The sequence below is a fragment of the Shouchella oshimensis genome, from assembly GCF_002019765.1.
In the GTDB taxonomy this organism is placed as follows: Bacteria; Bacillota; Bacilli; order Bacillales; family Bacillaceae_D; genus Shouchella; species Shouchella oshimensis.
This window is the reverse complement of record NZ_KV917380.1, coordinates 1,593,740-1,617,787: the sequence shown is the minus strand read 5'-3', so window position 1 is coordinate 1,617,787 and position 24,048 is coordinate 1,593,740. Positions and strand designations below refer to the sequence as shown.

Annotated in this window: 25 protein-coding genes and 2 tRNA genes; 6 read left to right on the top strand and 21 right to left on the bottom strand. The window is 39.2% G+C overall.

Going from position 1 to position 24,048, the window contains the following annotated elements:
• Positions 1 to 15 precede the first annotated feature (15 nt).
• The 3 genes from BK583_RS08150 to BK583_RS20680 form a co-directional block, all read right to left on the bottom strand.
• A complete protein-coding gene (locus BK583_RS08150; RefSeq protein WP_055735791.1) occupies positions 16 to 1,038 on the bottom strand; it encodes an HD-GYP domain-containing protein in 1,023 nt (340 codons plus the stop codon).
• 107 nt (positions 1,039 to 1,145) lie between these two features.
• A complete protein-coding gene (locus BK583_RS08145; RefSeq protein WP_055735790.1) occupies positions 1,146 to 2,246 on the bottom strand; it encodes a mechanosensitive ion channel family protein in 1,101 nt (366 codons plus the stop codon).
• A gap of 58 nt (positions 2,247 to 2,304) precedes the next feature.
• Entirely contained in the window at positions 2,305 to 2,481 is a 177-nt protein-coding gene (locus BK583_RS20680; protein WP_160319280.1) for a hypothetical protein, read from the bottom strand.
• A 191-nt stretch (positions 2,482 to 2,672) separates the two neighbouring features.
• On the opposite strand from BK583_RS20680, the gene BK583_RS08140 reads away from it, so the two are divergent.
• A complete protein-coding gene (locus BK583_RS08140; protein WP_055735789.1) occupies positions 2,673 to 3,248 on the top strand; it encodes a copper resistance CopC family protein in 576 nt (191 codons plus the stop codon).
• A 307-nt stretch (positions 3,249 to 3,555) separates the two neighbouring features.
• Complete coding sequence (ytvI, locus tag BK583_RS08135; protein ID WP_055735788.1) at positions 3,556 to 4,650, top strand: sporulation integral membrane protein YtvI; 1,095 nt, start codon at positions 3,556 to 3,558, stop codon at positions 4,648 to 4,650.
• A gap of 41 nt (positions 4,651 to 4,691) precedes the next feature.
• Here ytvI and BK583_RS08130 read toward each other — a convergent pair whose 3' ends face one another.
• Complete coding sequence (locus BK583_RS08130; protein WP_055735866.1) at positions 4,692 to 5,336, bottom strand: SDR family oxidoreductase; 645 nt, start codon at positions 5,334 to 5,336, stop codon at positions 4,692 to 4,694.
• 119 nt (positions 5,337 to 5,455) lie between these two features.
• Positions 5,456 to 5,527 (bottom strand) — tRNA-Val (locus BK583_RS08125).
• 152 nt (positions 5,528 to 5,679) lie between these two features.
• On the opposite strand from BK583_RS08125, the gene BK583_RS08120 reads away from it, so the two are divergent.
• Complete coding sequence (locus tag BK583_RS08120) at positions 5,680 to 6,231, top strand: GNAT family N-acetyltransferase (RefSeq protein WP_055735787.1); 552 nt, start codon at positions 5,680 to 5,682, stop codon at positions 6,229 to 6,231.
• 30 nt (positions 6,232 to 6,261) lie between these two features.
• On the opposite strand, the gene copZ is transcribed toward BK583_RS08120, so the two are convergent.
• Both copZ and BK583_RS08110 read right to left on the bottom strand, forming a co-directional pair.
• Positions 6,262 to 6,471, bottom strand: coding sequence for a copper chaperone CopZ (gene copZ / locus BK583_RS08115; protein WP_055735786.1), 210 nt, complete (start codon positions 6,469 to 6,471; stop codon positions 6,262 to 6,264).
• A 21-nt stretch (positions 6,472 to 6,492) separates the two neighbouring features.
• Positions 6,493 to 6,777 (bottom strand): metal-sensing transcriptional repressor, encoded by a 285-nt coding sequence (locus BK583_RS08110; protein WP_035395847.1) that lies wholly within the window; start codon positions 6,775 to 6,777, stop codon positions 6,493 to 6,495.
• Between the two features lie 168 nt (positions 6,778 to 6,945).
• Between BK583_RS08110 and BK583_RS08105 the strand changes: the two genes are divergently transcribed.
• On the top strand, positions 6,946 to 7,719 hold the full coding sequence (locus tag BK583_RS08105) for a Cof-type HAD-IIB family hydrolase (RefSeq protein ID WP_038481204.1): 774 nt from the start codon (positions 6,946 to 6,948) through the stop codon (positions 7,717 to 7,719).
• 260 nt (positions 7,720 to 7,979) lie between these two features.
• Positions 7,980 to 8,405 carry a cytidine deaminase gene (locus tag BK583_RS08100; protein ID WP_055736370.1) on the top strand — a complete coding sequence of 142 codons (426 nt, stop codon included), beginning with the start codon at positions 7,980 to 7,982 and terminating at the stop codon, positions 8,403 to 8,405.
• Positions 8,406 to 8,815: 410 nt separating this feature from the next.
• Here BK583_RS08100 and BK583_RS08095 read toward each other — a convergent pair.
• From BK583_RS08095 to BK583_RS08055, 9 genes are all read right to left on the bottom strand, one after another.
• Positions 8,816 to 8,888, bottom strand: a tRNA-Arg gene (locus BK583_RS08095).
• 66 nt (positions 8,889 to 8,954) lie between these two features.
• The gene (locus BK583_RS08090) at positions 8,955 to 9,320 is read right to left on the bottom strand and encodes a hypothetical protein (RefSeq protein WP_038481207.1); all 366 of its coding nucleotides are present in this window, start codon (positions 9,318 to 9,320) and stop codon (positions 8,955 to 8,957) included.
• 145 nt (positions 9,321 to 9,465) lie between these two features.
• Positions 9,466 to 9,894, bottom strand: a complete 429-nt coding sequence (locus tag BK583_RS08085) for a BrxA/BrxB family bacilliredoxin (protein WP_038481210.1) — start codon at positions 9,892 to 9,894, stop codon at positions 9,466 to 9,468.
• Between the two features lie 65 nt (positions 9,895 to 9,959).
• Positions 9,960 to 11,228, bottom strand: coding sequence for a dihydrolipoamide acetyltransferase family protein (locus BK583_RS08080; protein ID WP_038481213.1), 1,269 nt, complete (start codon positions 11,226 to 11,228; stop codon positions 9,960 to 9,962).
• 10 nt (positions 11,229 to 11,238) lie between these two features.
• The gene (locus tag BK583_RS08075; protein ID WP_055736369.1) at positions 11,239 to 12,222 is read right to left on the bottom strand and encodes an alpha-ketoacid dehydrogenase subunit beta; all 984 of its coding nucleotides are present in this window, start codon (positions 12,220 to 12,222) and stop codon (positions 11,239 to 11,241) included.
• Positions 12,222 to 13,223 carry a thiamine pyrophosphate-dependent dehydrogenase E1 component subunit alpha gene (locus tag BK583_RS08070; protein ID WP_038481219.1) on the bottom strand — a complete coding sequence of 334 codons (1,002 nt, stop codon included), beginning with the start codon at positions 13,221 to 13,223 and terminating at the stop codon, positions 12,222 to 12,224. The genes BK583_RS08075 and BK583_RS08070 overlap by 1 nt, the downstream gene beginning before the upstream one ends.
• A 16-nt stretch (positions 13,224 to 13,239) precedes the next feature.
• A complete protein-coding gene (gene lpdA / locus BK583_RS08065; protein ID WP_055736368.1) occupies positions 13,240 to 14,661 on the bottom strand; it encodes a dihydrolipoyl dehydrogenase in 1,422 nt (473 codons plus the stop codon).
• A 15-nt stretch (positions 14,662 to 14,676) separates the two neighbouring features.
• Positions 14,677 to 15,774 carry a Glu/Leu/Phe/Val family dehydrogenase gene (locus BK583_RS08060; protein WP_038481224.1) on the bottom strand — a complete coding sequence of 366 codons (1,098 nt, stop codon included), beginning with the start codon at positions 15,772 to 15,774 and terminating at the stop codon, positions 14,677 to 14,679.
• A gap of 154 nt (positions 15,775 to 15,928) precedes the next feature.
• Positions 15,929 to 17,902: a sigma-54 interaction domain-containing protein gene (locus BK583_RS08055; protein ID WP_055736367.1), complete on the bottom strand. Its 1,974-nt coding sequence runs from the start codon at positions 17,900 to 17,902 to the stop codon at positions 15,929 to 15,931.
• A 155-nt stretch (positions 17,903 to 18,057) separates the two neighbouring features.
• Between BK583_RS08055 and BK583_RS08050 the strand changes: the two genes are divergently transcribed.
• A complete protein-coding gene (locus BK583_RS08050) occupies positions 18,058 to 18,309 on the top strand; it encodes a DUF2627 domain-containing protein (RefSeq protein WP_038481229.1) in 252 nt (83 codons plus the stop codon).
• Positions 18,310 to 18,339: 30 nt separating this feature from the next.
• Here the strand turns inward: BK583_RS08050 and BK583_RS08045 are convergent, their stop codons facing one another.
• The 5 genes from BK583_RS08045 to ahrC all read right to left on the bottom strand — a co-directional run bounded on the left by BK583_RS08045 (position 18,340) and on the right by ahrC (position 23,892).
• Positions 18,340 to 19,095, bottom strand: coding sequence for a hypothetical protein (locus BK583_RS08045; protein ID WP_038481232.1), 756 nt, complete (start codon positions 19,093 to 19,095; stop codon positions 18,340 to 18,342).
• A 177-nt stretch (positions 19,096 to 19,272) separates the two neighbouring features.
• A complete protein-coding gene (gene spo0A, locus BK583_RS08040) occupies positions 19,273 to 20,064 on the bottom strand; it encodes a sporulation transcription factor Spo0A (protein ID WP_038481235.1) in 792 nt (263 codons plus the stop codon).
• 268 nt (positions 20,065 to 20,332) lie between these two features.
• Complete coding sequence (gene spoIVB, locus BK583_RS08035; protein WP_055736365.1) at positions 20,333 to 21,619, bottom strand: SpoIVB peptidase; 1,287 nt, start codon at positions 21,617 to 21,619, stop codon at positions 20,333 to 20,335.
• 125 nt (positions 21,620 to 21,744) lie between these two features.
• Positions 21,745 to 23,424 (bottom strand): DNA repair protein RecN, encoded by a 1,680-nt coding sequence (gene recN / locus BK583_RS08030; RefSeq protein ID WP_055736364.1) that lies wholly within the window; start codon positions 23,422 to 23,424, stop codon positions 21,745 to 21,747.
• A gap of 18 nt (positions 23,425 to 23,442) precedes the next feature.
• Positions 23,443 to 23,892 (bottom strand): transcriptional regulator AhrC/ArgR, encoded by a 450-nt coding sequence (gene ahrC, locus BK583_RS08025; protein WP_035395786.1) that lies wholly within the window; start codon positions 23,890 to 23,892, stop codon positions 23,443 to 23,445.
• Between the last annotated feature and the right edge of the window lie 156 nt (positions 23,893 to 24,048).

Here is a 24,048-nt window from a genome sequence, read left to right as displayed (position 1 = left end):
GAAGCGTTTAGTAAATTAATGAATAAACAACGTATAATCTTTTGCTAAATCCACTTTCTTAACAGCTTCACCGTGTCGCTCAGCGATGCCTTGAGGAATCATCGTCACAATCGGACGGTGGGGTAACCCTTTATTTTGAGCAACTACGACGCCATAATTTCCGTTCGATAAACGTACCTGACTTCCAGTTGGAAAAAACGTCACACACATCATAAAAGCACTTAAACACAATGAGCTGTATCGCTTAGGAGCAAATGCCAGCATAAATTCTAACGCCTTTGCAAAACTCATTAATGGTTTCTTTTTCCTCTGATTTGTCAATCGATCAAACACATTTGCAATGGCAATTGTCTGTGTTAATTCATGGAGGAAGTTCGCTTTGATTCCCCGTGGATAACCACTACCATCAAGGGATTCATGATGACTAAGAGCAACAATGGAAGCTAAAGGGTCTAGATTTCTTTGCGTTTGCAAATAATTGTATCCTCGCCAAGTATGATCATTTCCTAATGCTTCATTTCCTTCATTATAATTCTCTGAAACGACTTTTCCAATATCATGAAGCAAGGCTGCTCGAACCACTCGCTTTAATGGCTCCTCATTTAACCCATTTTCCATGCCTATTGCGGTAGAGAGAAAAGCAACTGTTAAAGAGTGCTGATAAAGGCTTTCATCTTTCCTATTTAGCAACGCTAACGAGTCTTGCATTTCGGTTTGCTGAAGTACGAGCGTGAAGATTTCTTTCAGTTTAGCGTTCCAGATAAGTGATTTCTCTTCAACTAGTAGGTGTTGATTCGACATATAGAAACGAGTATGTGCGCAAAAGACTGTCTCCTCTGCACTCTGCTGCGATAGTGGGACCAACAATGGTAATGTATCAATACCAAACTGTTTTAACCGTTTTAAATGAACGGTCGTTAAAGAAACCCCTTTTTTTAAAAGGACTTGTCCATCCAAGGAAAAAATCTCTTCACCTAACAATGATCCTGGCATGACATCTTTTAGACGAACGTATTTCGTTTCTAATCCAACTACCATACACATCCCCCCTTCATTCGTTAACGCTTTCATTAAGTATAACTAAGGAACGATGATTTAGGAAGTACGTTAGTTAGGAAAAACCTTGCACATCTATGCAAGGTTCGTTAACTTTCTGCTTTTTCCAACTGATGTCGTTCATGTTCATGGGCGTCAAAGACAACAATAGGCTTTAGTACCGACACACCTTCTTTTGATAGTATATCGAGTATCTCATAGTTAATCTCTTCTTTCACTTCATGCCATTCTGACCAAGCAACCGTTTTTGTGAAATAGTAAATAAAAATGTTATAGCTTGATTCACCAAATTCATCAAAATAGATCATCACTGTGTCCGTTACAACTCCTGGATGACTAATGACAAGCTTGCGAATTTCTTGAACCGAGTGCTCTAAATCCGTTCGCGTTGTTTCTTGACCAACACCAATTGAATAATTAACTCGTCGCATATTCATTTCGGACCAATTCGTTATCGCCTCATTCGACAATGTTTTATTTGGTACAACCACAACAGCATCTGCAAACGTACGTATCTTCGTACTTCTAAATGTAATATCTTCTACCGTCCCTTCTACAGAAGCAGAAGATATCCAGTCGCCTTTTTTAAACGGCTTTTCCGTAATGATGACAATCCCACCAAAGAAATTGGCAACCGTTTCCTGAGCCGCTAATGCAAATGCTAATCCACCTAACCCAAGACCAGCAACAAAACCATTGACATCGACATCAAAGCTAGAGAGTACGGTAACAAAAGTAAGAGCAATGACGACAAAACGAAGAATATTTGAAATAAAGGGCAGCAACATATGGTCATCGCTTAATTGCAGCTTATTCTTTGTATAAGCCATAAACGTACCATGAGTCGAAACGTAGTTGTACAACCCCCATCCACCAAGAATGATTAAACTGGCATTAAAAAAGTTTTGAAGGGCTTCAATATCAGAAAATTTGACGCCGTAATAGACTAGCGCTACACGGGCACCAATAATAACAAAAAGAAAACGAAGGGGTTTCTCATATGAAAGCAACAGTTGAGTAAGAAGTGTTGCGTGTGTTTTACGGGAAAGCCCTAAAATTAATTTAAACAGATACGAAATAAAAATCTTTCGAAATACGAGAAACAAACTAAAAATCCCTATAGTAATTAATAACTTCATCCATGGAAATTCCACAAAAAAACTAACAATTGAATCCCAAATCGTGCTCATGGTCCAACTCCTCTTACAAACAATCTACCCGTATTCTAGCATGGCGAAATGGTTTAGGCTATTGTAAAAGAATGCGAAATAAACGACCCAGTTTGGATTTTTGATTAATGGTGTAAAATGTCGGTCGATTGTTCACATAGGCAACAGGCTTTGATGAAAGTGGAATAATGCGTATCATTACCACTCCTACAAACGCTATAATAAAAATAAAAACATCCACTTTGCGAATAAGCATTCTCGTGTATTCCTCCACTTTTTTTGTTAGTATGCAACAGGATCTGAGCAATTATTTGAGTACCCATGATTTTGATTAATAGAAGCTGTCTATACTAATAATCGTGACAATTTTGTAGACAGGGAAAGACTTCATCAAAAGCACACAATTTATTGATACAATACAAGAGAATATGAATTGGAGGGTTACAAATGAAACGAGGTTTAACAAGTTTTTTGCTTTTCCTTACACTTATGCTCGCATTGCCTAATTTGGCTCACGCTCATTCGCACCAAGAATCGTCTTCACCAGCAGAAAATGAAGAAGTAACAGCACCTTTAGATGAAATAACCGTTACGTTTGATTCAGGTATCGCTAGTGGGAACATGACGGTTACAAACAATACAACAGGTGAAGAAGTGGAGCCTGACTCAATCGACGTAGAATCAACGGTTATGATCGCATCTTTCAATGAAGCACTTCCAAACGGGGAATACGTTGTTTATTGGGAAAACATTGGTGATGATACCCACCATATCGATGGCGAGTTCACTTTTGTAGTCAACGTTGAAGAAGAAGCCGAGGAAGAGTCAACTGTAGAAGAAGACATGACTGAGGAAGAATCAACTGAGGAGGCAACTGAGCAAGAAACAGATTTGGAGCAAGATCAAGCTGAAACAGAAACAGCAGAATCAGGATCTGCCGTTTTATGGATTTCCATCATTCTAGCGATTCTATTTATTGGCGGTCTAATTGGATTTGTTGTATCACGAAAGAAAAAGAACTAGAGTAAGGAAAGAAGTCACTGATGTGGCTTCTTTTTTACTTCATTGATATGGTTTAAGTGCGCTCCTTATGAGCAACCCCGGTTTATGTTGTCAGAAACTAAAGCAACCGATCACTAGAGCAAGGAAAAAATGTTTAAAATCAAGAAGTTTTCGTTTTGAGATTAGACACTTTCAGCTATAATAGTAGTAAGTACTTGTTTTTCAACACATTTCATTTGATGACTACAGATAGCCCCTTTACAAATGTTTATGCTCGGCTACATTAAAATAACGTGTTGTGTTGTATTAAAGGAGGTTGTCTTACATTATGCTTAACCGCACCGTTTTAAAGAAGCTCTTCATTGTTATACTTATTGTTGCAGCGGTGCTTTTTGTTTACTTTAATTTCTCGGCTTTTATGCCTATTCTGTTAGCTTTATTAACGGCAATGATTTTCGAACCGTTTGTTAAATTCTTGAAACGTAAGTTGAAAAGTGAGCGTCGACTGCTACCTGTAACGATTGTCTTCCTCTCGTTTCTACTGATTTCAGGTTTAATCTTGTATGTTTCAGTAAGGTATTTAGTGGAATCGATTTATAGCTGGTCATTGCAAGTGCCTCAATACGCATTTGAAGTACAGCAGTTTGCAGATGAAATGATTGAAGGATTTCAAAACACTCTAGAAAGCATCCCTCAGGGAACAGCCATTATTGCCGAATTAGAGCGATTGTCGACTACAATGGTCGATGCTGTTCTTGGAATTACGGCGACTGTTATCACAACGGTTGCTTCGTGGTTGCAATCTATACCTAATTTACTCTTTGTTGCGTTAATTTACGTGATTACCTTGTTTTTATTTAGTCTAGATTTACCTCGTCTACTAAATAACACCTTTAATTTATTTAAAGACGAAACATCACAAAAGCTTCGATTTGTTTTTCAACGAATGGGGAAAGTGTTTTTAGGTTATTGGAAAGCACAGTTTATTTTAAGCGTAGGCGTTTTTATTGTTTGCTACATTAGCTTACTTTTTATTGCTCCTGGACCAGCACTTATTATGTCCATTCTTATCTGGGTTGTCGATATTATCCCCTTATACGTTGGACCAGCACTTATCCTTGTTCCATGGGGACTAGTGGCAATGATACTAGGAAACACAGCTCAAGGTATTCAGCTCATTATCCTTGCACTCGTTCTACTCATTATCCGCAGGATTATTGAACCAAAAGTATTAGGTGACTCCATTGGTTTAAATGCTTTACCAACTGTGTTATCGATGTATTTCGGCTTTGTTTTCTTTAATGTAATTGGTTTGATTCTCGGTCCTTTTGTCTACATAGCGATTCGTTCAGCAAAAGAAGCTGGCTTATTTCAATTAACCGTTGAAAAAGCACCTATACCGAACAACAAACAATCTCCTTAAAAAAAGCGTAACGAATGTACCATTCGTTACGCTTTTTTATACTAAAGATTTGTTAATGCTTCTTCAATGGTTTCATTTCCGCTCGTTAAGTCAAACGATTGATTAATCGTACGCTCATCTTCAAGACAAGCCATAATAACATTGGCAACATCTTCTCGCGGAATATCTCCGCGATCCAATTCAGCGCTTATCTTCACTTTGCCGCTTCCCTCATCATTTGTAAGGCCACCTGGTCTGATAATCGTATAGTGTAAACCACTTTTTCTGAGCCACTCATCTGCATAATGTTTAGCGGCGCTGTAGTATGGGGCTTTCGACATCCAATTATTGCGATCATGTACGCCAATTGCACTGATGATAATATAGCGGTTAACATTGGCTTGTTTCGCCGCTTCCATTGACTTAATAGCGCCATCAAAATCAATCATCATTGTCTTATCGGCCCCTGTATGACCACCAGAGCCAGCTGTAAAAATAACCGTGTCCACATTTTCCATTAAGGAAGCTAACTCCTCTACCGTCCCTTCAAGGTTTCCGATAACAGCATGTATCCCTAAGTCTTGGTAATTTTCCTGCTGTTCCGTTTTTCGGACCATTGCAATTGGCGTGTGTTCTGTATGCTTTTCTAATTTTTGAACGATATGCCGCCCGATTTGCCCATTTGCACCTATAATTAGTACATTCATTTTATTCATCCTCTCCTCTTTTTCACTCTTTTCACTATACCCTAGTCTAAAATGAGAAAAACATGAAGGAAACAGAAAGCAAACAAAAAAACACCGCATAGTTAAGCGGTGTTCCAAGATGCGCTGTACAAGATTTGAACTTGTGACCCCTTGCCTGTCAAGCAAGTGCTCTCCCACTGAGCTAACAGCGCATACTATTATGTAGGACCAACAAGATATATCTTAGCAAATATTCCTTAAACCGTCAATCATTTTTTCGTGCATTTACTAGCGCAATTATTGTGCAAATAGGTCGTTTTCATGCTAAAATACGAGTATTATGATAGAGAGATGGTGAACGCTGTTGGAATCCGAAAGTTTTAGTACCCCTCGACTAATATTACGTGAGTTAACGCTAGAAGACGCAGCATCGCTCTTACCAATTTGGTCTGACATTCGTGTCACAAGGTACATGAAAATTGAACGATTAACAACGGAAGAGGAAGCTCAGCAATTAATTCAATTATTAAAAAGCCAAATTAAAGCTGGACAATCCTCGCGATACGCAATTATTTTAAAAGACACTAATGCCATTGTTGGTACATGTGGTTTTGAGAGTTTTCAAACAGAACATCATAGCGCTACAATTAGTTATGAATTAGGTAAACGTTACTGGGGAAAAGGATACGCTTCGGAAGCACTATGGGAAATTATTGAAGACGGCTTCCAACGACGTCATATACATCGGATTGAAGCTCGCATTGAACCTGAAAATGACCGTTCTATCCATGCTTTACATAAACTAGGGTTTATGCATGAAGGCCGTTTAAGGGGTGCACTAAAAAAAGGAGATAAATTTGTGGATCAGCTTATTTTCTCCATCTTAGCTGAAGAATTTGAATCATCCTTACGATAATAAAACGTGCGCGATCTTTTCGCGCACGTTTTATTGCTGTTCAATGTCGTATCCTTGATCTTCAATTTCCTGTTCAATCTCTGAGATGCTTACTACGTCGCTATTATAGCGAACAGTCACTTCATGTTTTTCTAACAATACATCTACTTTTTCTACACCGGTTAACCCACCAACAGCTGATTCAATTGCTTGAACACAATGTTGACAAGACATACCGCTTACCTTTACTTTCTGTTCCATGTTGAACAGCTCCTTTGAGATTTACTTTGAAAACCGACTAATCACGTCCATCAGCTCTGAGATCGCTTCATCTCCATTTCCATTTTTAACAGCATCTGCTACACAATGTCTTGAATGATCTTCTAGCATTGTCATACTCACTTTTCTCAACGCTGCTTGAATTGCAGATAACTGGATGAGCACATCCACACAATATCGGTCTTCTTCGACCATTTTTTGAATCCCACGTACTTGTCCTTCTATTCGTTTCAGTCGATTGGTCAACGACGTTTTATCATCATGATGTCTGTGTGTTTTCTGTTCCATTTGCTGCTCGTTCAACCGTGTCACCCCACTTTCTTTTAGTATACAAGAACAACTATTGATTGTAAAAGCAATGACCTCTCTTATTGACACAATGGATCCAATACGATATGTTTTGTTGGTAAATGTCTTACATTAGAGAGATAAAATTTAGATATTGGGAGTGGAGATATGGAGAAGGCAACGGTTTTTTTTGATATTGATGGGACTCTTTTAGATGAAAACAAAGAATTACCTGTATCAACTAAAGAATCGATTAAACAGTTGCAAGCGGATGGACACGATGTGGCGATTGCAACTGGAAGGGCTCCTTATTTTTTCAAAGAGCTAAGAGAAGAGTTACAGATTGATTCTTATATTTGTTTTAACGGCCAATACGTTGTTTATAAAGGTGAGGTCATTTATCAAGACACATTAAACCCAACAACATTTAGTCGCTTTGAGCGCTATGCTACTTCGGTTAATCATCCGCTCATTTTTATGTCAGCTGAAAAATATACAGCAAACCATGCTGAACATCCCTATATACTTGAAAGTATCCATTCATTAAAATTAGACTTACCTTCGTATAACCCGAACTATTACGAGCAAACCAACCTGCACCAAGCGCTACTCTTTTGTAAACCTACGGAAGAAGAACAGTATCGGGAACGGTTTCCTGACTTTAAATTCGTACGCTGGCATCCTCTTTCAGTAGACGTACTGCCTGCTAACGGTTCGAAAGCCCTCGGCATTTCGAAATTTATTGCCCATGCAGGAATTGATTTAAAAGATGTGTATGCATTTGGCGATCAACTAAATGACCTTGAGATGCTGTCTTATGTTGAGCACGGGGTAGCGATGGGTAATGCGCCACAAGAGGTGCAAGCACAAGCACGCTACATTACAAAACACGTGAATGAAGACGGGATTAAGCACGGTCTTTCTCTTGTGGGATTGTTATAAGCTTTAACGTTCTCCCTACTAAAGAAAAAAGAGCAATCAGCAGATCGCTCTTTTTTTCTTAGTTAGAGTATGTATTATCGGCAGTTTACAAAGGTTAATGAACGTCATTACTCGGAGTAATCGACAAGGATTTTTAATTAAAATTTAATAATATTTATATTATTCATAATGAACACTTCTTAAGTTAGAATATAAAGATACTGTAAATAGACATACTTTAAATCTATGTAAGTAAACAAAAGAAAAAATGAGGGGAACTTATGAAAACTTATCCTTTAACAGAGAATGATTTTAACTTAATTGATGAAGCTAAGCGTAAAATTACTCAGCTCTACGAAGATGATAGACATCATATAGGAGCAGCTTTAAAAACAAAGTCAGGTACTATTGTTTCTGCGGTACATATAGAAGCATATATTGGACGGATTACAGTATGTGCTGAAGCTATCGCGATTGGAAATGCCATTTCAAACGGAGAAAAATTCTTTGATACAATTGTTGCCGTTAGGCATCCTTATTCTGATGAAAAAAATAGAGAGTTAAGAGTCGTTAGTCCGTGTGGGATGTGTAGGGAACTCATCTCCGATTATTCACCAGATTGTTTTGTTGTTTTAGATATAGATGGCGAGTTACAAAAAACTAAAATTGGTGAACTAATCCCACTAAAATATAGTCGCGAATCATAGTTTAGAAACTTTAATGAACTAACAGCGAGCGTTAGCAGTATAAAGTATATTAGCTATTAATCTTATGATAGCTTATTTATGCCTATCTATAGTCCAACATAGGACCAAAAACAGGTGCTCTTTACCTCTTAAAGCGACACAAAATAAAGACAACCTCTCCCTTTTTAGGTGTGCCAAATTCTATCCATGCAAAACGCCTCAAAAGCATCGTCAAAAGACACCTCGCGTAAGCTTTCGTAATTACTTAGTGACCGATATTCAAACGACTCTAACTTATTTTTGCGCATAAAAAAGACGCCTCCCTTCAATATCGAAGAAAAGACGTCCATATACGCGAGACTTTTTCCGCATAGTCTTGCGTTTAACGACCAATTATGTAGCGTACAAACCGCATTATAGCGGGCTTTCAACGCGCCTAGCAGGATTCGAACCCACAACGCGAGAACCGGAATCTCGTGTGATATCCCCTTTCACCATAGGCGCCAACGACACGTATAAATATACTTGAATAAGAGGGAGTTGTCAATAAAAATCTCCCTCCACTTATCGTCACGTTGACTGTTGGTTGCTTTCACCTTCAGCAAACATGACTTTAAAGCGCTCATTAATGTCTTCTTCTTTATAACCAGCTTGTCCCAAACGAACACCGAAGTTCTTCGCATAAAGCTGTAATCGCTGAGACATTTTCTTATATTTCTTCGCTTCTTGATTTGAGGCTTCGCTTGCACGACCATCGGCATTTGAAATAATGTTCTCAACAACAAATAACGCCTTCCATAGCGTTTCTTCGTCCATTCCTTGATGAATCGTACTTAATTCATCTACAACTTCTTTATAAAACTGCTGAAACTCTTTAAAGGTAATATCTTCTTCCATATTTAAATAATGTTGGATTTTATCGTATTGCGCTTGCATGTTTTTGACCTCCTTTATTCTCCGTTATTATACCATAGGAGTGATGAGCGTGCGACAGTATGTCGGATCGATTGCCATCGAAAACCCACACAAAAAAAGCTTACTTTAAGAGGAACTTCATCCTCCTAAACTAAGCTTTTCATTTTTATTTACAGTATTCATCAAATGCTTGTTCAAGCTTTTGTACAACTTGTATTGGTTCGTGACCTTCGATTTCGTGGCGTTCCACCATCATTTTAATTTCTCCATCTTTTAAAAGGGCAAACGATGGAGATGAAGGACCGTATCCTTTGAAGTACTCTCTCGCTTTAGCCGTTGCTTCCTTATCTTGACCAGCAAATACAGTCACAAAGCGATCTGGTGTTGCTTCATAGTTTTTCATATATGCCGCCGCCGGACGAGCAATCCCGCCAGCACAACCACATACTGAATTAACCATTACAAGTGTTGTCCCTTTTTCAGTAAGCGTCTGGTCAACATCTTCAACAGTTTGGAGCTGCGTGTAGCCAGCTTGTATCATATCATTTCTTGCATCTTGTACGACATCATTCATGAAAAAATTAAATTGTTGCATGAAATCACCCTCCTCCCTATTATTTTAGGGGAAACGAAACGAATGCACAAGTTTAAAAACTTCCGTTAATAAACAGATGTCGTTTCGTTAATAGCTTCAAGCTTTGTTTTAATAGCTTGTAAAAATTTCCCGCAAATCAGTCCGTCAAGCACACGGTGATCAAGAGAAAGACAAAGGTTCACCATGTGACGAATGGCAATCACCTCTCCTGCTTCTGTATCCAGAACAACTGGTCGTTTAACAATCGATTCCACTGAAAGTATCGCCGCTTGTGGGGTATTAATGATTGGTTGAGACAGAATGGAACCAAATGACCCTGTATTGTTAATGGTAAATGTTCCACCTGTCATATCATCGCTTTTTAACTGACCTGTTCGGACTTTAGTAGCCAGTTCATTTGTGCGCTTCGCTAATCCTTTAACAGTTAATTCATCTGCATGTTTAATAACAGGAACATACAAAGCATCTTCAGTCGCTACTGCCATCGAAAGATGAATGTCTTTTTTACGAATGATCGCGTCACCTACCCACTGGGCATTGACTTCTGGAAATTCTTTTAGCGCTTCGACACAGGCTTTCATGAAGAATGGCAAGTATGTTAAGCTGAAACCCTCTTTTTCTTTAAAGGAGTCTTTTAACCCTTGTCGGACTTTAACTAGATTCGTCACGTCCACTTCAATCATCGTCCATGCATGAGGCGCTTCTGTTTTGCTTTTTACCATATTTGTTGCGATCGCTTTACGAACACCTGAAACAGGAATGCGCTCATCATCAGCAGATGCTACACTGGACGATGGGGTATCAGTGGATTTTATACCGTGTTTTTCCACAGAAACTTTGCTTCCATCTCCTTGCTGAGGATTTGCCACTCCATTTTGTGTACGGTAAGCTTCAACATCTTTTCTCGTAATACGGCCACCTTTTCCAGAACCGGTTATGTCTGCTAAATCAATACCATAATCTTGTGACAAGCGTAAAACAGCTGGTGAATAACGTTGACGCTGGTCTGTTGTTTTTTCTTCGGTTGTCTCTACGTTTGGTTGAACATCGGCTTCATTCGGTGTTTCAGAAGGCTTCTCTTCTTGGCTACTTCCCTCTTCTTCAATCGAACAAATTGCTGTTCCAACGGAGACCGTATCTTCTTCTTTAACAAGTAACGCTTGTATCGTACCTGTATAGGAAGAAGGAATCTCGGCGCTCACTTTATCTGTCATGACTTCAGCTATCGGTTCATATTTCGTTACTTTATCACCAGGCGCTACGAGCCATTTGCTAATCGTTCCTTCTGTTACACTCTCACCTAGCTGAGGCATCGTCATGTTCGTTGCCATCATATTCCTCCTTCTAAAACTCCGCCAGATCGCGGATGGCTTTTTCAACTTTATCAGGATTAATCATAAATTCTTTTTCTAACGTAGGCGCATACGGCATTGCAGGTACATCAGGTCCAGCAAGACGTTTAATAGGTGCATCAAGATCAAATAAGCAATGCTCTGCAATAATTGCGCTCACTTCACTAATAATACTGCCTTCTTTATTATCTTCTGTGATTAATAAAACTTTCCCTGTTTTTCTAGCCGCTTCAATAATACCGTCTTGATCAAGTGGATAAACGGTTCTTAAATCAAGAACATGGGTTTGAATGCCTTCTTTCTCCAAGCGCTCCGCTGCTTGTAAAGCAAAGTGGACGGCAAGACCATAGGTAATGACCGTTACATCGTCTCCTTCACGTTTTACATCTGCCTTGCCAATAGGGAGCGCATAGTCTTCATCCGGGACTTCGCCTTTAATTAATCGATACGCTCGTTTATGTTCAAAGAAAAGAACGGGATCATCAGAACGAATGGCCGCTTTTAGAAGGCCTTTCACATCGTATGGCGTTGATGGCATAACAATCTTTAGCCCGGGTGTATTTGCAAACATCGCTTCAACGCTTTGTGAATGATAAAGGGCTCCATGGATACCACCCCCGTAAGGAGCTCGGATTGTAATCGGACACGTCCAGTCATTGTTTGTGCGGTAGCGGATTTTAGCAGCTTCAGACACAATTTGATTTACAGCTGGCATAATAAAATCAGCAAACTGCATCTCAGCAACAGGTCGCATCCCATACATAGCAGCACCAATTCCTACGCCTGCAATTGCCGACTCAGCTAGCGGGGTATCAATCACTCTCTCCTCACCGAATTGGTCATACAAGCCTGCTGTTGCACGAAACACGCCGCCTCTCTTACCAACGTCTTCACCTAAAACAAAGACACGTTGATCTCGCTCCATCTCTTCATGTAAAGCCTTCGTTACAGCTTCAATATATGATAATACTGCCATTAGTTGCCCTCCTCACTATAAACATGCAAATACATGGTGCTTGGATCTGCGTATGCTGCTGCTTCTGCATATTCTGTTGCTTCATTTACAAGCTGTTTTACCTCTGCTTCCATTTCCTCAAGCACCTGATCAGTTAACAAACTAGCTTCTTGTAAATAAACGGCATACGTGTGAAGGGGGTCCTTTTCTTTTGCTTCTGCTACTTCTTCCCTTGAGCGATAGGCGCGATCATCATCATCACTTGAATGAGGAGTAAGACGATAAGAGACTGTCTCTATTAAAGAAGGACCAGCTCCAGCTCTTGCACGATCAGCCGCTTCCTTTACAGCTTCGTAAACAGCAAGAGGGTCATTTCCATCTACCGTTACACCTGGCATTCCGTAACCAATTGCTCGGTCCGACACTTTCTCACAGGCAAGCTGTTTTTCAATTGGAACACTTATTGCGTATTTATTATTCTCACACATAAAAATAACAGGGAGCTTGTGAACGCCGGCAAAGTTCGCTCCTTCGTGGAAATCACCTTGGTTGGAAGAGCCTTCTCCAAAAGTAGTAAACGTAACAAAATCTTTCTTTTCTAGTCGACCACCTAGTGCTACGCCAACGGCATGTGGCACTTGTGTCGTTACTGGAGAAGAGCCTGTTACAATTCGATTATTTTTTTGTCCAAAATGACCAGGCATTTGACGGCCAGCTGAATTTGGATCTTCTTCTTTTGCGAAACCTGAAAGCATTAAATCTTTTGCAGTCATACCAAATGTTAACACAACCCCCATATCTCGATAATAAGGGAGCACATAGTCTTTGTCTCGGTCAAGTGCAAAGGCCGCGCCTACTTGCGCCGCTTCCTGGCCCTGACAGGAAATAACGAATGGAATTTTCCCTGCTCGATTTAATAACCACATTCGCTCATCAATTCGTCTAGCAAGCAACATCGTGCGATAGATATCAACTGCTTGCGCATCCGTTAACCCTAATTGTTCATGTTTGTTTTTTGTCATTCAAATATCCCTCCCATTACATGTGAATAGCACGTTTATCAATTAATAGAGCCGCCTCACCGATTGCTTCTGACATTGTCGGATGGGGGTGAATCATCTCACCTAATTCGATATGAGCAGCATCAACGTATTTTGCAAGAGCCGCTTCACTAATTAAATCCGTTGCATGAGAGCCAATTATATGAACGCCTAAAACATCATTTGTTTTCTCATCTGAAATGACTTTCACAAACCCTTCTTCTTCTCCTTGAACAAGCGCTTTACCAACTGCGGCAAATGGAAAGGTACCTACTTTCACTGAATGATGTTGTGCTTTTGCTTCCTCTTCTGTCAAGCCTACTTGTGCAGCCTCTGGAAAACTATAAATACAAGATGGGACCATTGTTTTGTTTAGAGGGTCTACCTTTTCACGGGTCATGTGAGCTACGGCGATTAACCCTTCGTGTGTTGCAACGTGAGCGAGCTGCAAGCCGCCAATGCAATCGCCAATGGCATAGATATGCGATTCTTTCGTTTGACCGTACTCATTCACCTTTATGTAACCGCTTTCTAAATCAATTTCTGTGTTTTCTAAGCCAATGCCTCGAACATTCGCCGTTCTTCCAATGGATACCATTAACTTGTCAACATGAAATGGAATTGCTTCTTCTTTTGTTTGTACACTCACTTTTACTCCGTGATCCTCCACAGCAATTGAAGATTCATCAATTGTAGCGTTCGTATAAATGGCCACGCCTCTTTTTTGAAGCTGTTTCATCATTTCCTTGGAAATATCACGATCGGCTGTTGGTATAATACGACTTCCTGCTTCGACAATCGTTACTTTTACACCAAAGTCAATGAGCATGGATGCCCATTCTACTCCAATAACACCCCCACCTACAATGACGATCGAAGAAGGTAATGCGTTAAACTGAAGTGCCTCTTCTGAGCTAATAACCGTTTCCCCATTAAACGGGGTATTCGGTAACGATCGTGGAGAAGAACCTGTTGCTAGTATGACATTTGAGCCTATTAACATTTCATTTTCTCCATCGCCTAAGTCAACTGAGACTGTTCCTGGCGTTGGTGAAAAAATAGACGGTCCTAGCAATGTCCCTCTTCCTTTATATACATCAATTTTTCCTTTTTTCATTAATCCTTTTACACCATTAGCTAAACGGTCAACAATAGTTTGCTTTCGGTTTTGTACTTGTGTGAAATCTAGTTCTGGTTCGCCAATTGACACACCATAGTGACTAGCTTCTTTTGCTAACCGAAAGACTTCTGCACTTCTAAGCAATGCTTTACTTGGAATACACCCTTTATGTAAACAAGTTCCACCTAGGGATTGCTCTTCTACTAGGGCCGTTTTCAACCCTGATTGTGAAGCACGGATGGCGGCAGCATAGCCACCAGTACCGCCACCCACTATTACGAGATCATAATTCTCTGCCATGATAGTCCGCCTCCATTACTTTTTGCGAGAAAGAATATGGTGCTCATTTTGCAAAAATGTTCCTCTTGCGTAACGCATCCGTTCAATTCGTTCTTCTGCCATTTTATCCGCAGCCTGTGAAGTAGGGATTCGCTTTGTATGAGCAATTTCAAATACACGAGAAACATTATCATAAATGCCTTCTACTTTTTTAAATGCTCGATCTCGGTTGTACCCATTTAATTCATCCGCCACATTAATCACGCCACCTGCATTAATAACATAATCAGGGGCATAGGCAATGCCCATATCTTGCAAAATTTGACCATGACGCTCTTCTTTTAATTGATTGTTAGCCGCACCAGCGATCACTTTAGCCGTTAATTTCGCAAGCGTTTCATCATTAATTACGCCACCTAATGCACATGGAGCAAAAATATCACAGTCTTGCTCATAAATATCATCAGGGTCTACTGCTTTTGCCCCAAATTCGGAAACCGCTCGTTCAACAGACGGTTTGTAAATATCTGTAACAATAAGTTGAGCGCCTTCTTCATGCAGATATTTACATAAGTGATAAGCAACATTACCGACACCTTGCACCGCAATCGTTTTACCTGCTAAATCTTCCGAGCCTAGTCCTGCTTTAGCCGCAGCTTTCATCCCAACATAAACACCATAAGCTGTGACTGGTGATGGGTTTCCTGAAGCACCAAAAGCAGGAGAAATACCTGTAACATAATCGGTCTCATCGTGAATAATATCCATATCTTCAACGGTCGTGCCTACGTCTTCTGCAGTAATATAGCGTCCGTTTAATCCTTGAATATAGCGACCAAATGCTCGAAACATTTCTGGATTTTTATCTGTGCGAGCATCGCCAATGATTACTGCTTTACCTCCGCCGAGGTTCAAGCCAGCTGCCGCATTTTTATATGTCATCCCTCTTGAAAGACGTAAGACATCTTCAAAGGCATCCTCTTCTGATTGATAATTCCACATTCTTGTACCGCCAAGTGCAGGTCCTAGCGTTGTATCATGAATCGCTATAATTGCTTTTAACCCTGACGTTTGATCTTGACAAACAACAAGTTGTTCGTAATCTTTTTCTACCATTTTTGTAAATAAATTCATTTTAAATCCCCCTATAAGAATTCTGGCTCGTCTTCACTAGTCACATCTATGCTACATGCAAAAACAATGCCAACTGCTAATCTTAAGGAAATAGGCTAATGTCACCCTTCGCTTGCAAAATCTTGCACTCCCCTGAAATTTTTTGCATGCAAAATCATTCAATCCCATATTTCTCTAATTTATAGTAAAGCGATCGGACAGAAATACCGAGGCGTTTTGCCGCTTCTGTTTTAACATAATGAACATGAGCTAACGTCTCTAAAAGAAACCCACGCTCTTGTTCCGCTAAAAACTGCTCTAGCTTTTCTGGCTTAGTACGATCTACTTTAGGTGCACTTCCTGGTTTTAGCATACTTATATCTGCATGTGCAACAAAATCGATTTCTGTTTCACCTAAGTTTTTGTATATCATTTCTCTTGCCAATACATTTTCTAACTCCCGAATATTACCAGGCCATGTATACTGTTGAAGCTGAGCCAGTGCATAATCCGACAAGTTTCTAATATTGCGTCCATAATCTTCGTTTATCTTTTCAATAAGCCGCAAAGCAAGTATAGGTATGTCTTCAATTCTTTCCCTCAATGGTGGAATATAAATTGGCAATGTATTTAAACGATAATAAAGATCTTCTCTAAACCGTTTTGTTGACATAAATAATTGTAAGTCCACATTTGTGGCTGCAATGACCCGGGCTTTAATTTTAATTGGTTTTGTTCCACCAACTCGAACCACTTCACTTTCTTGAAGAACACGTAATAATTTTGCTTGTGTTTGTAACGACATTTCGCCTACTTCATCAAGAAAGATACTTCCTTCTCCAGCTTCTTCAAATAACCCCTTTTTTCCTGTACGTAAGGCTCCAGAAAAAGCACCTTGTTCGTAACCGAATAGCTCACTTTCAAGAAGTGTTTCTGTCAACGCTGCGCAGTTCACTCGTACAAACGGTTGGTGACGACGTTCACTTTCATAATGGATCGCATGTGCGAATAATTCTTTTCCAGTACCCGTTTCGCCTAATAGCAAAATAGGTAAGGCCGTATTCGCTCCTAATTTCCCTTGAGCAATGGCGTGCTGGATCCCACTGGATTGCCCTAGTATATCTTGAAACGTGTAATGGGATTCAAGACTGGCAATTTTCTTTTTTGCTTGCTTTAATTCACCCATAAGGGAATTTAATTCAGATACATCATGGATAACGCCTATACTTCCTTTTAATTTCTTGTCTACCATAATAGGTGCAACATTTACTATTACGTCTCGTTTCGCTGGACCTAACTTTAACCGCGCCCCTCGCACGGGTCGCTGAGTTTGCAAGACTTGCATATGAATGCTTTCGCCCTCTGAAATGTCCGTTGTTGCTGGTTTACCAATAACTTGTTCTTCCGTTAAACCAGTAATTTTCTTGTAAGCTGGATTTATAAGAAGACCGACGCCATACTCGTCAACAACCGATATTGCATCATTAGAGGAATTAATGATGGCTTCCAGCATTTCTCTCATTCGATTAAGGTCTGTAATTTGCTCAGCCATTTGCCTTGCTTCTGTGACATCTTTAAAGACGGCAATTGCACCTGTAATGTTTCCTTTTGTACTTAACGGCATACGAGTGGTCACGATTTTCGTCCCGTTTGTAAATGTTTGAAGCTGATTGTATTCTGGCTGCTGGCGTTCAATCACACGTGGTAAACCACTTGTTGGCAGTAAGGATTGAATGGCCTGACCAACACTTTCCTGCCGGTTCACATCAGCCATTTCAGCCGCTGCATCGTTTAAATACATGACCGTGTAGTCTGCTTTGACAATAATCACGCCATCATCAATCGAGTCAATTGCTTTTTGCATGAGAGATTGTTTCGAGAACTCAGCACTAATGACTGCCCACACTTCTTCATATGACCAAACATTGTCTTCTGTTTTATCTATCTTTGTATGCCTTTGAATGATTGTAAAATCGTATTGCTTACATGACTGTTCATCCACTAAATCTATATTGTGCTCTGCTGCAAAATCGCTTATTTTAGCTGTTTTGCTATGTATGGCGGCAACAGTAAACATAGGCAGATGCATTAGACATCGTAATAAAGGAAATGCATCAGGACCATCATCAATAAACAGAATCGTATTCATTCTCGCACCTCTGACATTTTTAGTAGTTGGTCATAAATGCTACTGCCATTTATTTTAGTATCGTACAATTAACGATCTTATGCAAGATTAAACTTGTCCATAATGGTTTTTTTGGTCTACAATAGATGTGAAATACGTACAAGAAAGGATGTTCCATGGGCAGAGTAATTGCTTTATTCCTCATTCTCATCCCAATAGTTGGCGCTGGGTATGGTATCAAATTAATGCGTGATGCATTTTTCCTTGTTGAACTATTTCCTTATCCTACTTTATGGATACAATTTTTTGCTGGCTTACTTTTCTTCCTTATTGGATTAGGATTGATGGCAGGATTTATATTCCATAGAGACAAAAAACGTGGCAAAGTAGCAGAAACGTTTTTTAAGAAAGATGATCAACAGCTGTGAGGAGAGCGAATACTTCAGCTGTTGTTTATTTTATTCTGTTGTACCTATTCTTTTAGCCCATTGACAATATGCTCCTTGTAGCACAGGCCAAAAGAAGAATAAAACAATACTTATACAAGCTAATAAAAGGAATAGCAACTGCCCTGATGTTTCTGGAACCGTTACAGTCCATAATGCAAGGGATGCACCAAGAATAAGTGAGCCATTGATACCGTAAACAGCTTGGCCTTCTACTTCTAAAACAATAATGATGTAAAAAATTGTTGTAACATACAAAATGTCTATAAATGTAGGGATCGCCATAAAAAAACAACTAATGATCAGTAACAGTAAATAGTAGATCGTTAATCTAAGCGATACTTTGTTTGCCATATAGCTTGAAAGAGGGAACAACATAAAGCAAGCCGTATTGATACTGAACGCTTTTATATTTCCCATAGACAAAAGATAAGAGAAGAAAACAAGTAACACGACATAACAGCAAATAATTCCAGTTTGATTCATCATTTGCTTCGTTTTTTTCTGCTGTTTTTTTAACTGGCTTAAATCAAGATAAAAACCAACAGCCCAAGTTAAAAAAATGTACGCAACCGCCAAATATGAAAAATAGAGATGAGTTCCCGTTAATAACGAGCTAAGTGCTACATAACTATATAAAAGAAAGCTCCCGAGACTAAATGGGATGAAAGTATGCTGAGCGTTTTTTTTGCTCCATTGTACATCTTTAAAACCGTACATTAAGGCAACAGCAATAAACGGAAGTGATAAAAATAAGGAAGAAATCATGGAACGATCACTTGCTTCCAATTATTCTCTAAAGGATGTATTGCTTTCTTAAAACGTTTAGTTTCTACATTCATTTCAATCCTCTCCCTTTCCTTTTTCTTAGTATTTGGAGAAGGATTGAATCCATACAAAAAAGCGTGTAAATGATCAGATCATTTCACGCTTTTTTTAAAACAATTAGCTTACTTTATGTTCGATTCGAAGTTTATCCGCAACCATAGCAATAAATTCAGAATTCGTAGGTTTTGCTTTAGTGTGACTAACAGTGTAACCAAACAAGTTTGAAATTGAATCAATATTGCCTCTGCTCCAAGCTACTTCAATGGCATGACGAATGGCTCTTTCAACCCGACTAGCCGTTGTATTAAACTTTTTTGCAATGTCAGGGTAAAGCACTTTCGTAATTGAGCCAAGAAGCTCAATATCTTTATATACCATTGTAATGGCTTCTCTTAAATACATGTATCCTTTAATATGTGCAGGAACACCAATTTCGTGAATAATGCTTGTAATGCTCGCATCTAAATTAATTTGCTTACTTTCTTTCCTAGGTGCTGATGCAAACGACATAGACGTTGTTTTTGGTATACGAACCTGTTGTTTTCCTGCAATTTCACGGATTTTTTCCATTAATGCTTCCATGTCAAATGGCTTGAGTACATAGTAAGCAGCTCCAAAGTCTACAGCTCGCTTCGTCACATCTTCTTGACCAAAAGCCGTTAACATGACAATTTGGGGTCTATTGCTTTTTTGACTAAGGCGCTCTAAAACAGCTAATCCATCTAAGTGGGGCATGATAATATCTAACAGTAATACATCTGGTTCTTTTTCTTCAACCAAGCTTAAGCATTCCTGTCCATTAAATGCCGTTCCAGCTACTTCCATATCTGGTTGCGCACCTATATACTCACTCAATAAATGCACTAATTCTCTGTTATCATCAGCGATACAAACGTTAATTTGACTCATTATGTTTTCCCCCAGTTCCTTTTGTTGTATGTAACCGATTCGACAAAGATGCAGACAATCCTTTTAAATAAATCATTTAGATTTTAATTATAGGAAATCCTACGTTTTTCTTGTAAATCTTCTTCTTTTCGACAGATTTTCAATCGTACTTTCTTTTTAATATACCATATCCTTAAAAGGGATGTGACGATTCTTGAGGATTTCTTCACGGTGATTTGGTCTTATAAATGTAAGTAAGAAAAACAAAAGCACCAAGCTAAGCAGAGAATTAACTCGCTTGCGCTTGGTGTTTTACTAATCCTGTATGAATTCCAGATTCCTCTAGCATCCAGCTAATATGACATCCGTATCCAGAAGTAGGATCGTTTACAAACACATGAGTGACTGCTCCAACAATTTTATCCCCTTGTATAATTGGACTACCGCTCATGCCTTGAACAATGCCACCTGTCTTTTCTAACAACCGTTTGTCTGTAACCTTTATAATCATTCCCTTGGTTGCCGGGCTTTCTTGTGGCGTGCTTGAAACAATTTCTATATCAAATTGTTCAACTTCTTCTCCATCTAATACCGTTAATATTTTTGCAGGGCCTTCCTTTACTTCTGAAGCCGTAGAAATCGGTAATGGTTGGTCATAGACGTTATTTTTTAATTGAACCGTCTCATTTAATGTGCCATAAATTCCTAATGCGCTGTTTTTATGAATGGTTCCTAAAATTTCACGATCTTTCGATATACTAGCAAGCTTTTCACCAGGTTCTCCATTGATACCTCTGGAAATGGAGGTAACCGATGATCGTAATAACTGCCCATTTAATACAGAAACTGGCTTCTTTGTATCAATATCCGATATAACATGACCAAGTGCGCCGTATCGCTTACTCTCTGGTTCATAGAAAGTCATCGTGCCCACACCCGCAGCAGAGTCACGAATGTATAAACCAAGACGATACAGATGATCCCCTTTTGCTTTTTCTGGCTTTAGTACAGTCGTTATTTCTTTTTCCCCACGTAATACTTTCACTTTTAATTCCTGATTTTCTTCTCCTGCATGCTGAACTTGTTTAGACACTTCGCTCATCGTATGCATTTTTTCTCCATTAATGTTTGTAATCATATCCCCGACTTCAATTCCTGCAAATTCCCCTGGGGATCTTTGTCCTGATTTTGTGTCTATTTTATGATGACCAACAACTAAAACGCCTTCTGTGTTTAATTTGACTCCAATGGATTGACCGCCTGGTACCACTTTTATTTCTGGTAAAACAGATACATCAATTTTTTTTGCAGGCCAATTTCCATTTTGCAAAGTCACATTTGTATGACCTGTCTTTATTCCTTGAAGAATCGTTTGACTTTCCATTTGCTCTACTTCTATGTGCGAATTTCCCTCAATAGCAAAGCCGTTCGCTTCAATTGCCGTCTCGCTTCCCTCAAATAGAACAATGGATGTGGGAATGTCTATAAACTGTTTAAATTGTGGATTAAATCCCAAAAAAAGTAGACAAACTAAAAACAAGACCCCAATAACATACCGTACACCCTCTTTTAGCAACCTTTTCACTCCTCACTCCCAACCTACACCTCCATGCTGGCTGTACTATTAATGTTGCCTTCACACGGACGAAATATAACTGTAAATAAAAGAAAAAAGCCACCTAATCAAGGTCGCTTTTCCAGTTATCCTTTTTTGTGGGTTGCCAGTTCAAGCAGTTCTTTAGCATTTTCCTTCGTAATCTCAGTCACTTCAAACCCAGACAACATTCTTGCAAGTTCGTTTGTTTTTTCGTCGTCGTTTAATTGAATGACGTCTGTTTTCACTCGTCCTTCAATGGTTTCTTTTCGTATAAATAAGTGGTGATCTGCCATAGCTGCTACTTGAGGTAGGTGCGTAATACATAACACTTGTGAGCCCTCTGATATACGGTACATTTTTTCAGCAATCGCTTGCGCCACTCGACCGCTCACACCTGTATCCACTTCATCAAAAATAACAGATGTAATCTGTTGAGAAGCAGAGAAAATGGTCTTAAGGGCAAGCATGATACGTGAGATTTCTCCACCTGATGCCACTTTTACAAGAGACTTTAATGGTTCCCCTTCATTTGTGGAAATTAAAAACTCTGCTTGATCTTGACCATTTTTATAGAATGTTTCGCCTGTTTCAAGCTGAACGTTAAAGGATGCTTTTTCCATATACAACTGGCTTAACTCGATCATCAGTGAAGATTCAAGCTTTTTTGCTAAACGTTTACGAATATCTGTTAATGCTTCACCTTCGATGGTTAAATCTTCAATAATGGCGTTCCTTGTGTCTTGAAGCTCTTCTAAATGAATGTCCTTATTTTCCATTTCTTCCAGCTCTTGCTCGATGGCTTCTGCATATGCTAACACATCGGCTATAGACTCACCATATTTACGTTTCACTTTTTCAATTTCAGCCAAGCGATTTTCTACATCCTCTAATACTGTTGGATTAAAATCAACTTGATCCAAAGCTTCTCGAATCGAGTAGGAGGCTTCCTCGATGAGGTAATAACTTGATGACACTTGTTCATAAAGTGGTTGCAAATCTGTATCAATGCTTGCTGCTGTTTCCAAATGACTTAGCATACCACTTAAATAATCAAGACCCTTATCTTCTCCATAAAGATGCTCATAGCTTCTTGTTAGCGCTTCGTACAATTTTTCACTATTAGCAAGCTTATTACGGTTTTTTTGGAGTTGTTCATCTTCGCCAATTTGTGCATTTGTCTTGGAGATTTCACCTAGTTGATACGTATATAAATCGGTCTTTTGGGCAATTTCCTGAGCATTTTGATCAAGCTCGTTAATGCGCTTCATTGTGGTTTGAAGCTTATTGAAAAGCTTACGGTATTCATGTAGCGCTTTTTTTATAGCATCCCCACCAAACTGATCTAATAATCCTAAATGTTCATCAGCTCTCATTAGAGACTGGTGCTCATGCTGACCGTGAATATCAACAAGAGCTTGTCCAATTTCGCGTAGGGTTCCAATCGTCATGAGCTTTCCATTTATGCGGCAAATGCTTTTACCTGTATGAGTAATTTCCCGTCTCATAATGAGCATATCATCTTCAACATCGATGCCTAAGGATTCCAACTTAGCTTCTAGTTGATGCCCTTCTTCCATTACAAACAAGCCTTCAATCTCCGCTTTCTTCTCACCGTGGCGAACAAACTCAGCTGAGCCTCTTCCACCTAAAAGCAAGCCAATAGCATCAATAATAATCGACTTTCCAGCACCAGTCTCTCCCGTGAGAACAGTTAACCCTTTCTCAAATGGAATGGTAAGGGAAGAAATGATTGCAAAATTTTTAACGGTTAATTCCATTAGCATAGTAGATTGCCCACCTCATTAAAGCATATTTAAAAATCGTTCCGTGACGGTTTCGCCATTTTTTTCTGTCCGACAAATAATGAGAATGGTATCATCTCCACATATCGTTCCCATTAGTTCTGGCCAGTCTAAATTATCAATGAGAACAGCAATTGCATTCGCATTACCAGGCATTGCTTTCATCACGACTAAGTTTCCAGACTGATCAATGCTTATAAAGCTATCGGTTAATATACGCTTAAGCTTTTGCTGAGGATTAAACTTTTGATCAGCAGGTAAGCTATATTTATAGCGGCCGTCCTGCATAGGGACCTTCACTAAATGTAGTTCTTTAATATCTCTTGACACAGTTGCTTGCGTGACATTGTAACCATCACTTCTTAATTGATCAACTAAATCATCCTGTGTCTCAATTTCTTTATTTGTAATAATTTCTCTTATTTTTATATGGCGTTGTCCTTTAGTCATGCCATCACCTTACCTTTTAACAAATTGATTATGGTTCAGTCTCATCTATTATCTACGGTTTACTTGTTTTGAGCAAGATTTCAAAGCAGAACAGTTTGATTAAGCTGTAAAAGAACCCTCTTTTGCAAGCAAGAAAAAGGTCATCATTGTGTCCAT

Excerpts from the sequence above, each read along its gene's own strand:
- BK583_RS08150 (WP_055735791.1), bottom strand. The coding sequence starts at position 1,038 with ATGGTAGTTGGATTAGAAACGAAATACGTTCGTCTAAAAGATGTCATG.
- BK583_RS08145 (WP_055735790.1), bottom strand. The coding sequence starts at position 2,246 with ATGAGCACGATTTGGGATTCAATTGTTAGTTTTTTTGTGGAATTTCCA.
- BK583_RS20680 (WP_160319280.1), bottom strand. The coding sequence starts at position 2,481 with ATGCTTATTCGCAAAGTGGATGTTTTTATTTTTATTATAGCGTTTGTA.
- BK583_RS08140 (WP_055735789.1), top strand. The coding sequence starts at position 2,673 with ATGAAACGAGGTTTAACAAGTTTTTTGCTTTTCCTTACACTTATGCTC.
- ytvI (WP_055735788.1), top strand. The coding sequence starts at position 3,556 with ATGCTTAACCGCACCGTTTTAAAGAAGCTCTTCATTGTTATACTTATT.
- BK583_RS08130 (WP_055735866.1), bottom strand. The coding sequence starts at position 5,336 with ATGAATGTACTAATTATAGGTGCAAATGGGCAAATCGGGCGGCATATC.
- copZ (WP_055735786.1), bottom strand. The coding sequence starts at position 6,471 with ATGGAACAGAAAGTAAAGGTAAGCGGTATGTCTTGTCAACATTGTGTT.
- BK583_RS08110 (WP_035395847.1), bottom strand. The coding sequence starts at position 6,777 with ATGGAACAGAAAACACACAGACATCATGATGATAAAACGTCGTTGACC.
- BK583_RS08105 (WP_038481204.1), top strand. The coding sequence starts at position 6,946 with ATGGAGAAGGCAACGGTTTTTTTTGATATTGATGGGACTCTTTTAGAT.
- BK583_RS08100 (WP_055736370.1), top strand. The coding sequence starts at position 7,980 with ATGAAAACTTATCCTTTAACAGAGAATGATTTTAACTTAATTGATGAA.
- BK583_RS08090 (WP_038481207.1), bottom strand. The coding sequence starts at position 9,320 with ATGCAAGCGCAATACGATAAAATCCAACATTATTTAAATATGGAAGAA.
- BK583_RS08085 (WP_038481210.1), bottom strand. The coding sequence starts at position 9,894 with ATGCAACAATTTAATTTTTTCATGAATGATGTCGTACAAGATGCAAGA.
- BK583_RS08080 (WP_038481213.1), bottom strand. The coding sequence starts at position 11,228 with ATGATGGCAACGAACATGACGATGCCTCAGCTAGGTGAGAGTGTAACA.
- BK583_RS08075 (WP_055736369.1), bottom strand. The coding sequence starts at position 12,222 with ATGGCAGTATTATCATATATTGAAGCTGTAACGAAGGCTTTACATGAA.
- BK583_RS08070 (WP_038481219.1), bottom strand. The coding sequence starts at position 13,223 with ATGACAAAAAACAAACATGAACAATTAGGGTTAACGGATGCGCAAGCA.
- lpdA (WP_055736368.1), bottom strand. The coding sequence starts at position 14,661 with ATGGCAGAGAATTATGATCTCGTAATAGTGGGTGGCGGTACTGGTGGC.
- BK583_RS08060 (WP_038481224.1), bottom strand. The coding sequence starts at position 15,774 with ATGAATTTATTTACAAAAATGGTAGAAAAAGATTACGAACAACTTGTT.
- BK583_RS08055 (WP_055736367.1), bottom strand. The coding sequence starts at position 17,902 with ATGAATACGATTCTGTTTATTGATGATGGTCCTGATGCATTTCCTTTA.
- BK583_RS08050 (WP_038481229.1), top strand. The coding sequence starts at position 18,058 with ATGGGCAGAGTAATTGCTTTATTCCTCATTCTCATCCCAATAGTTGGC.
- BK583_RS08045 (WP_038481232.1), bottom strand. The coding sequence starts at position 19,095 with ATGATTTCTTCCTTATTTTTATCACTTCCGTTTATTGCTGTTGCCTTA.
- spo0A (WP_038481235.1), bottom strand. The coding sequence starts at position 20,064 with ATGAGTCAAATTAACGTTTGTATCGCTGATGATAACAGAGAATTAGTG.
- recN (WP_055736364.1), bottom strand. The coding sequence starts at position 23,424 with ATGCTAATGGAATTAACCGTTAAAAATTTTGCAATCATTTCTTCCCTT.
- ahrC (WP_035395786.1), bottom strand. The coding sequence starts at position 23,892 with ATGACTAAAGGACAACGCCATATAAAAATAAGAGAAATTATTACAAAT.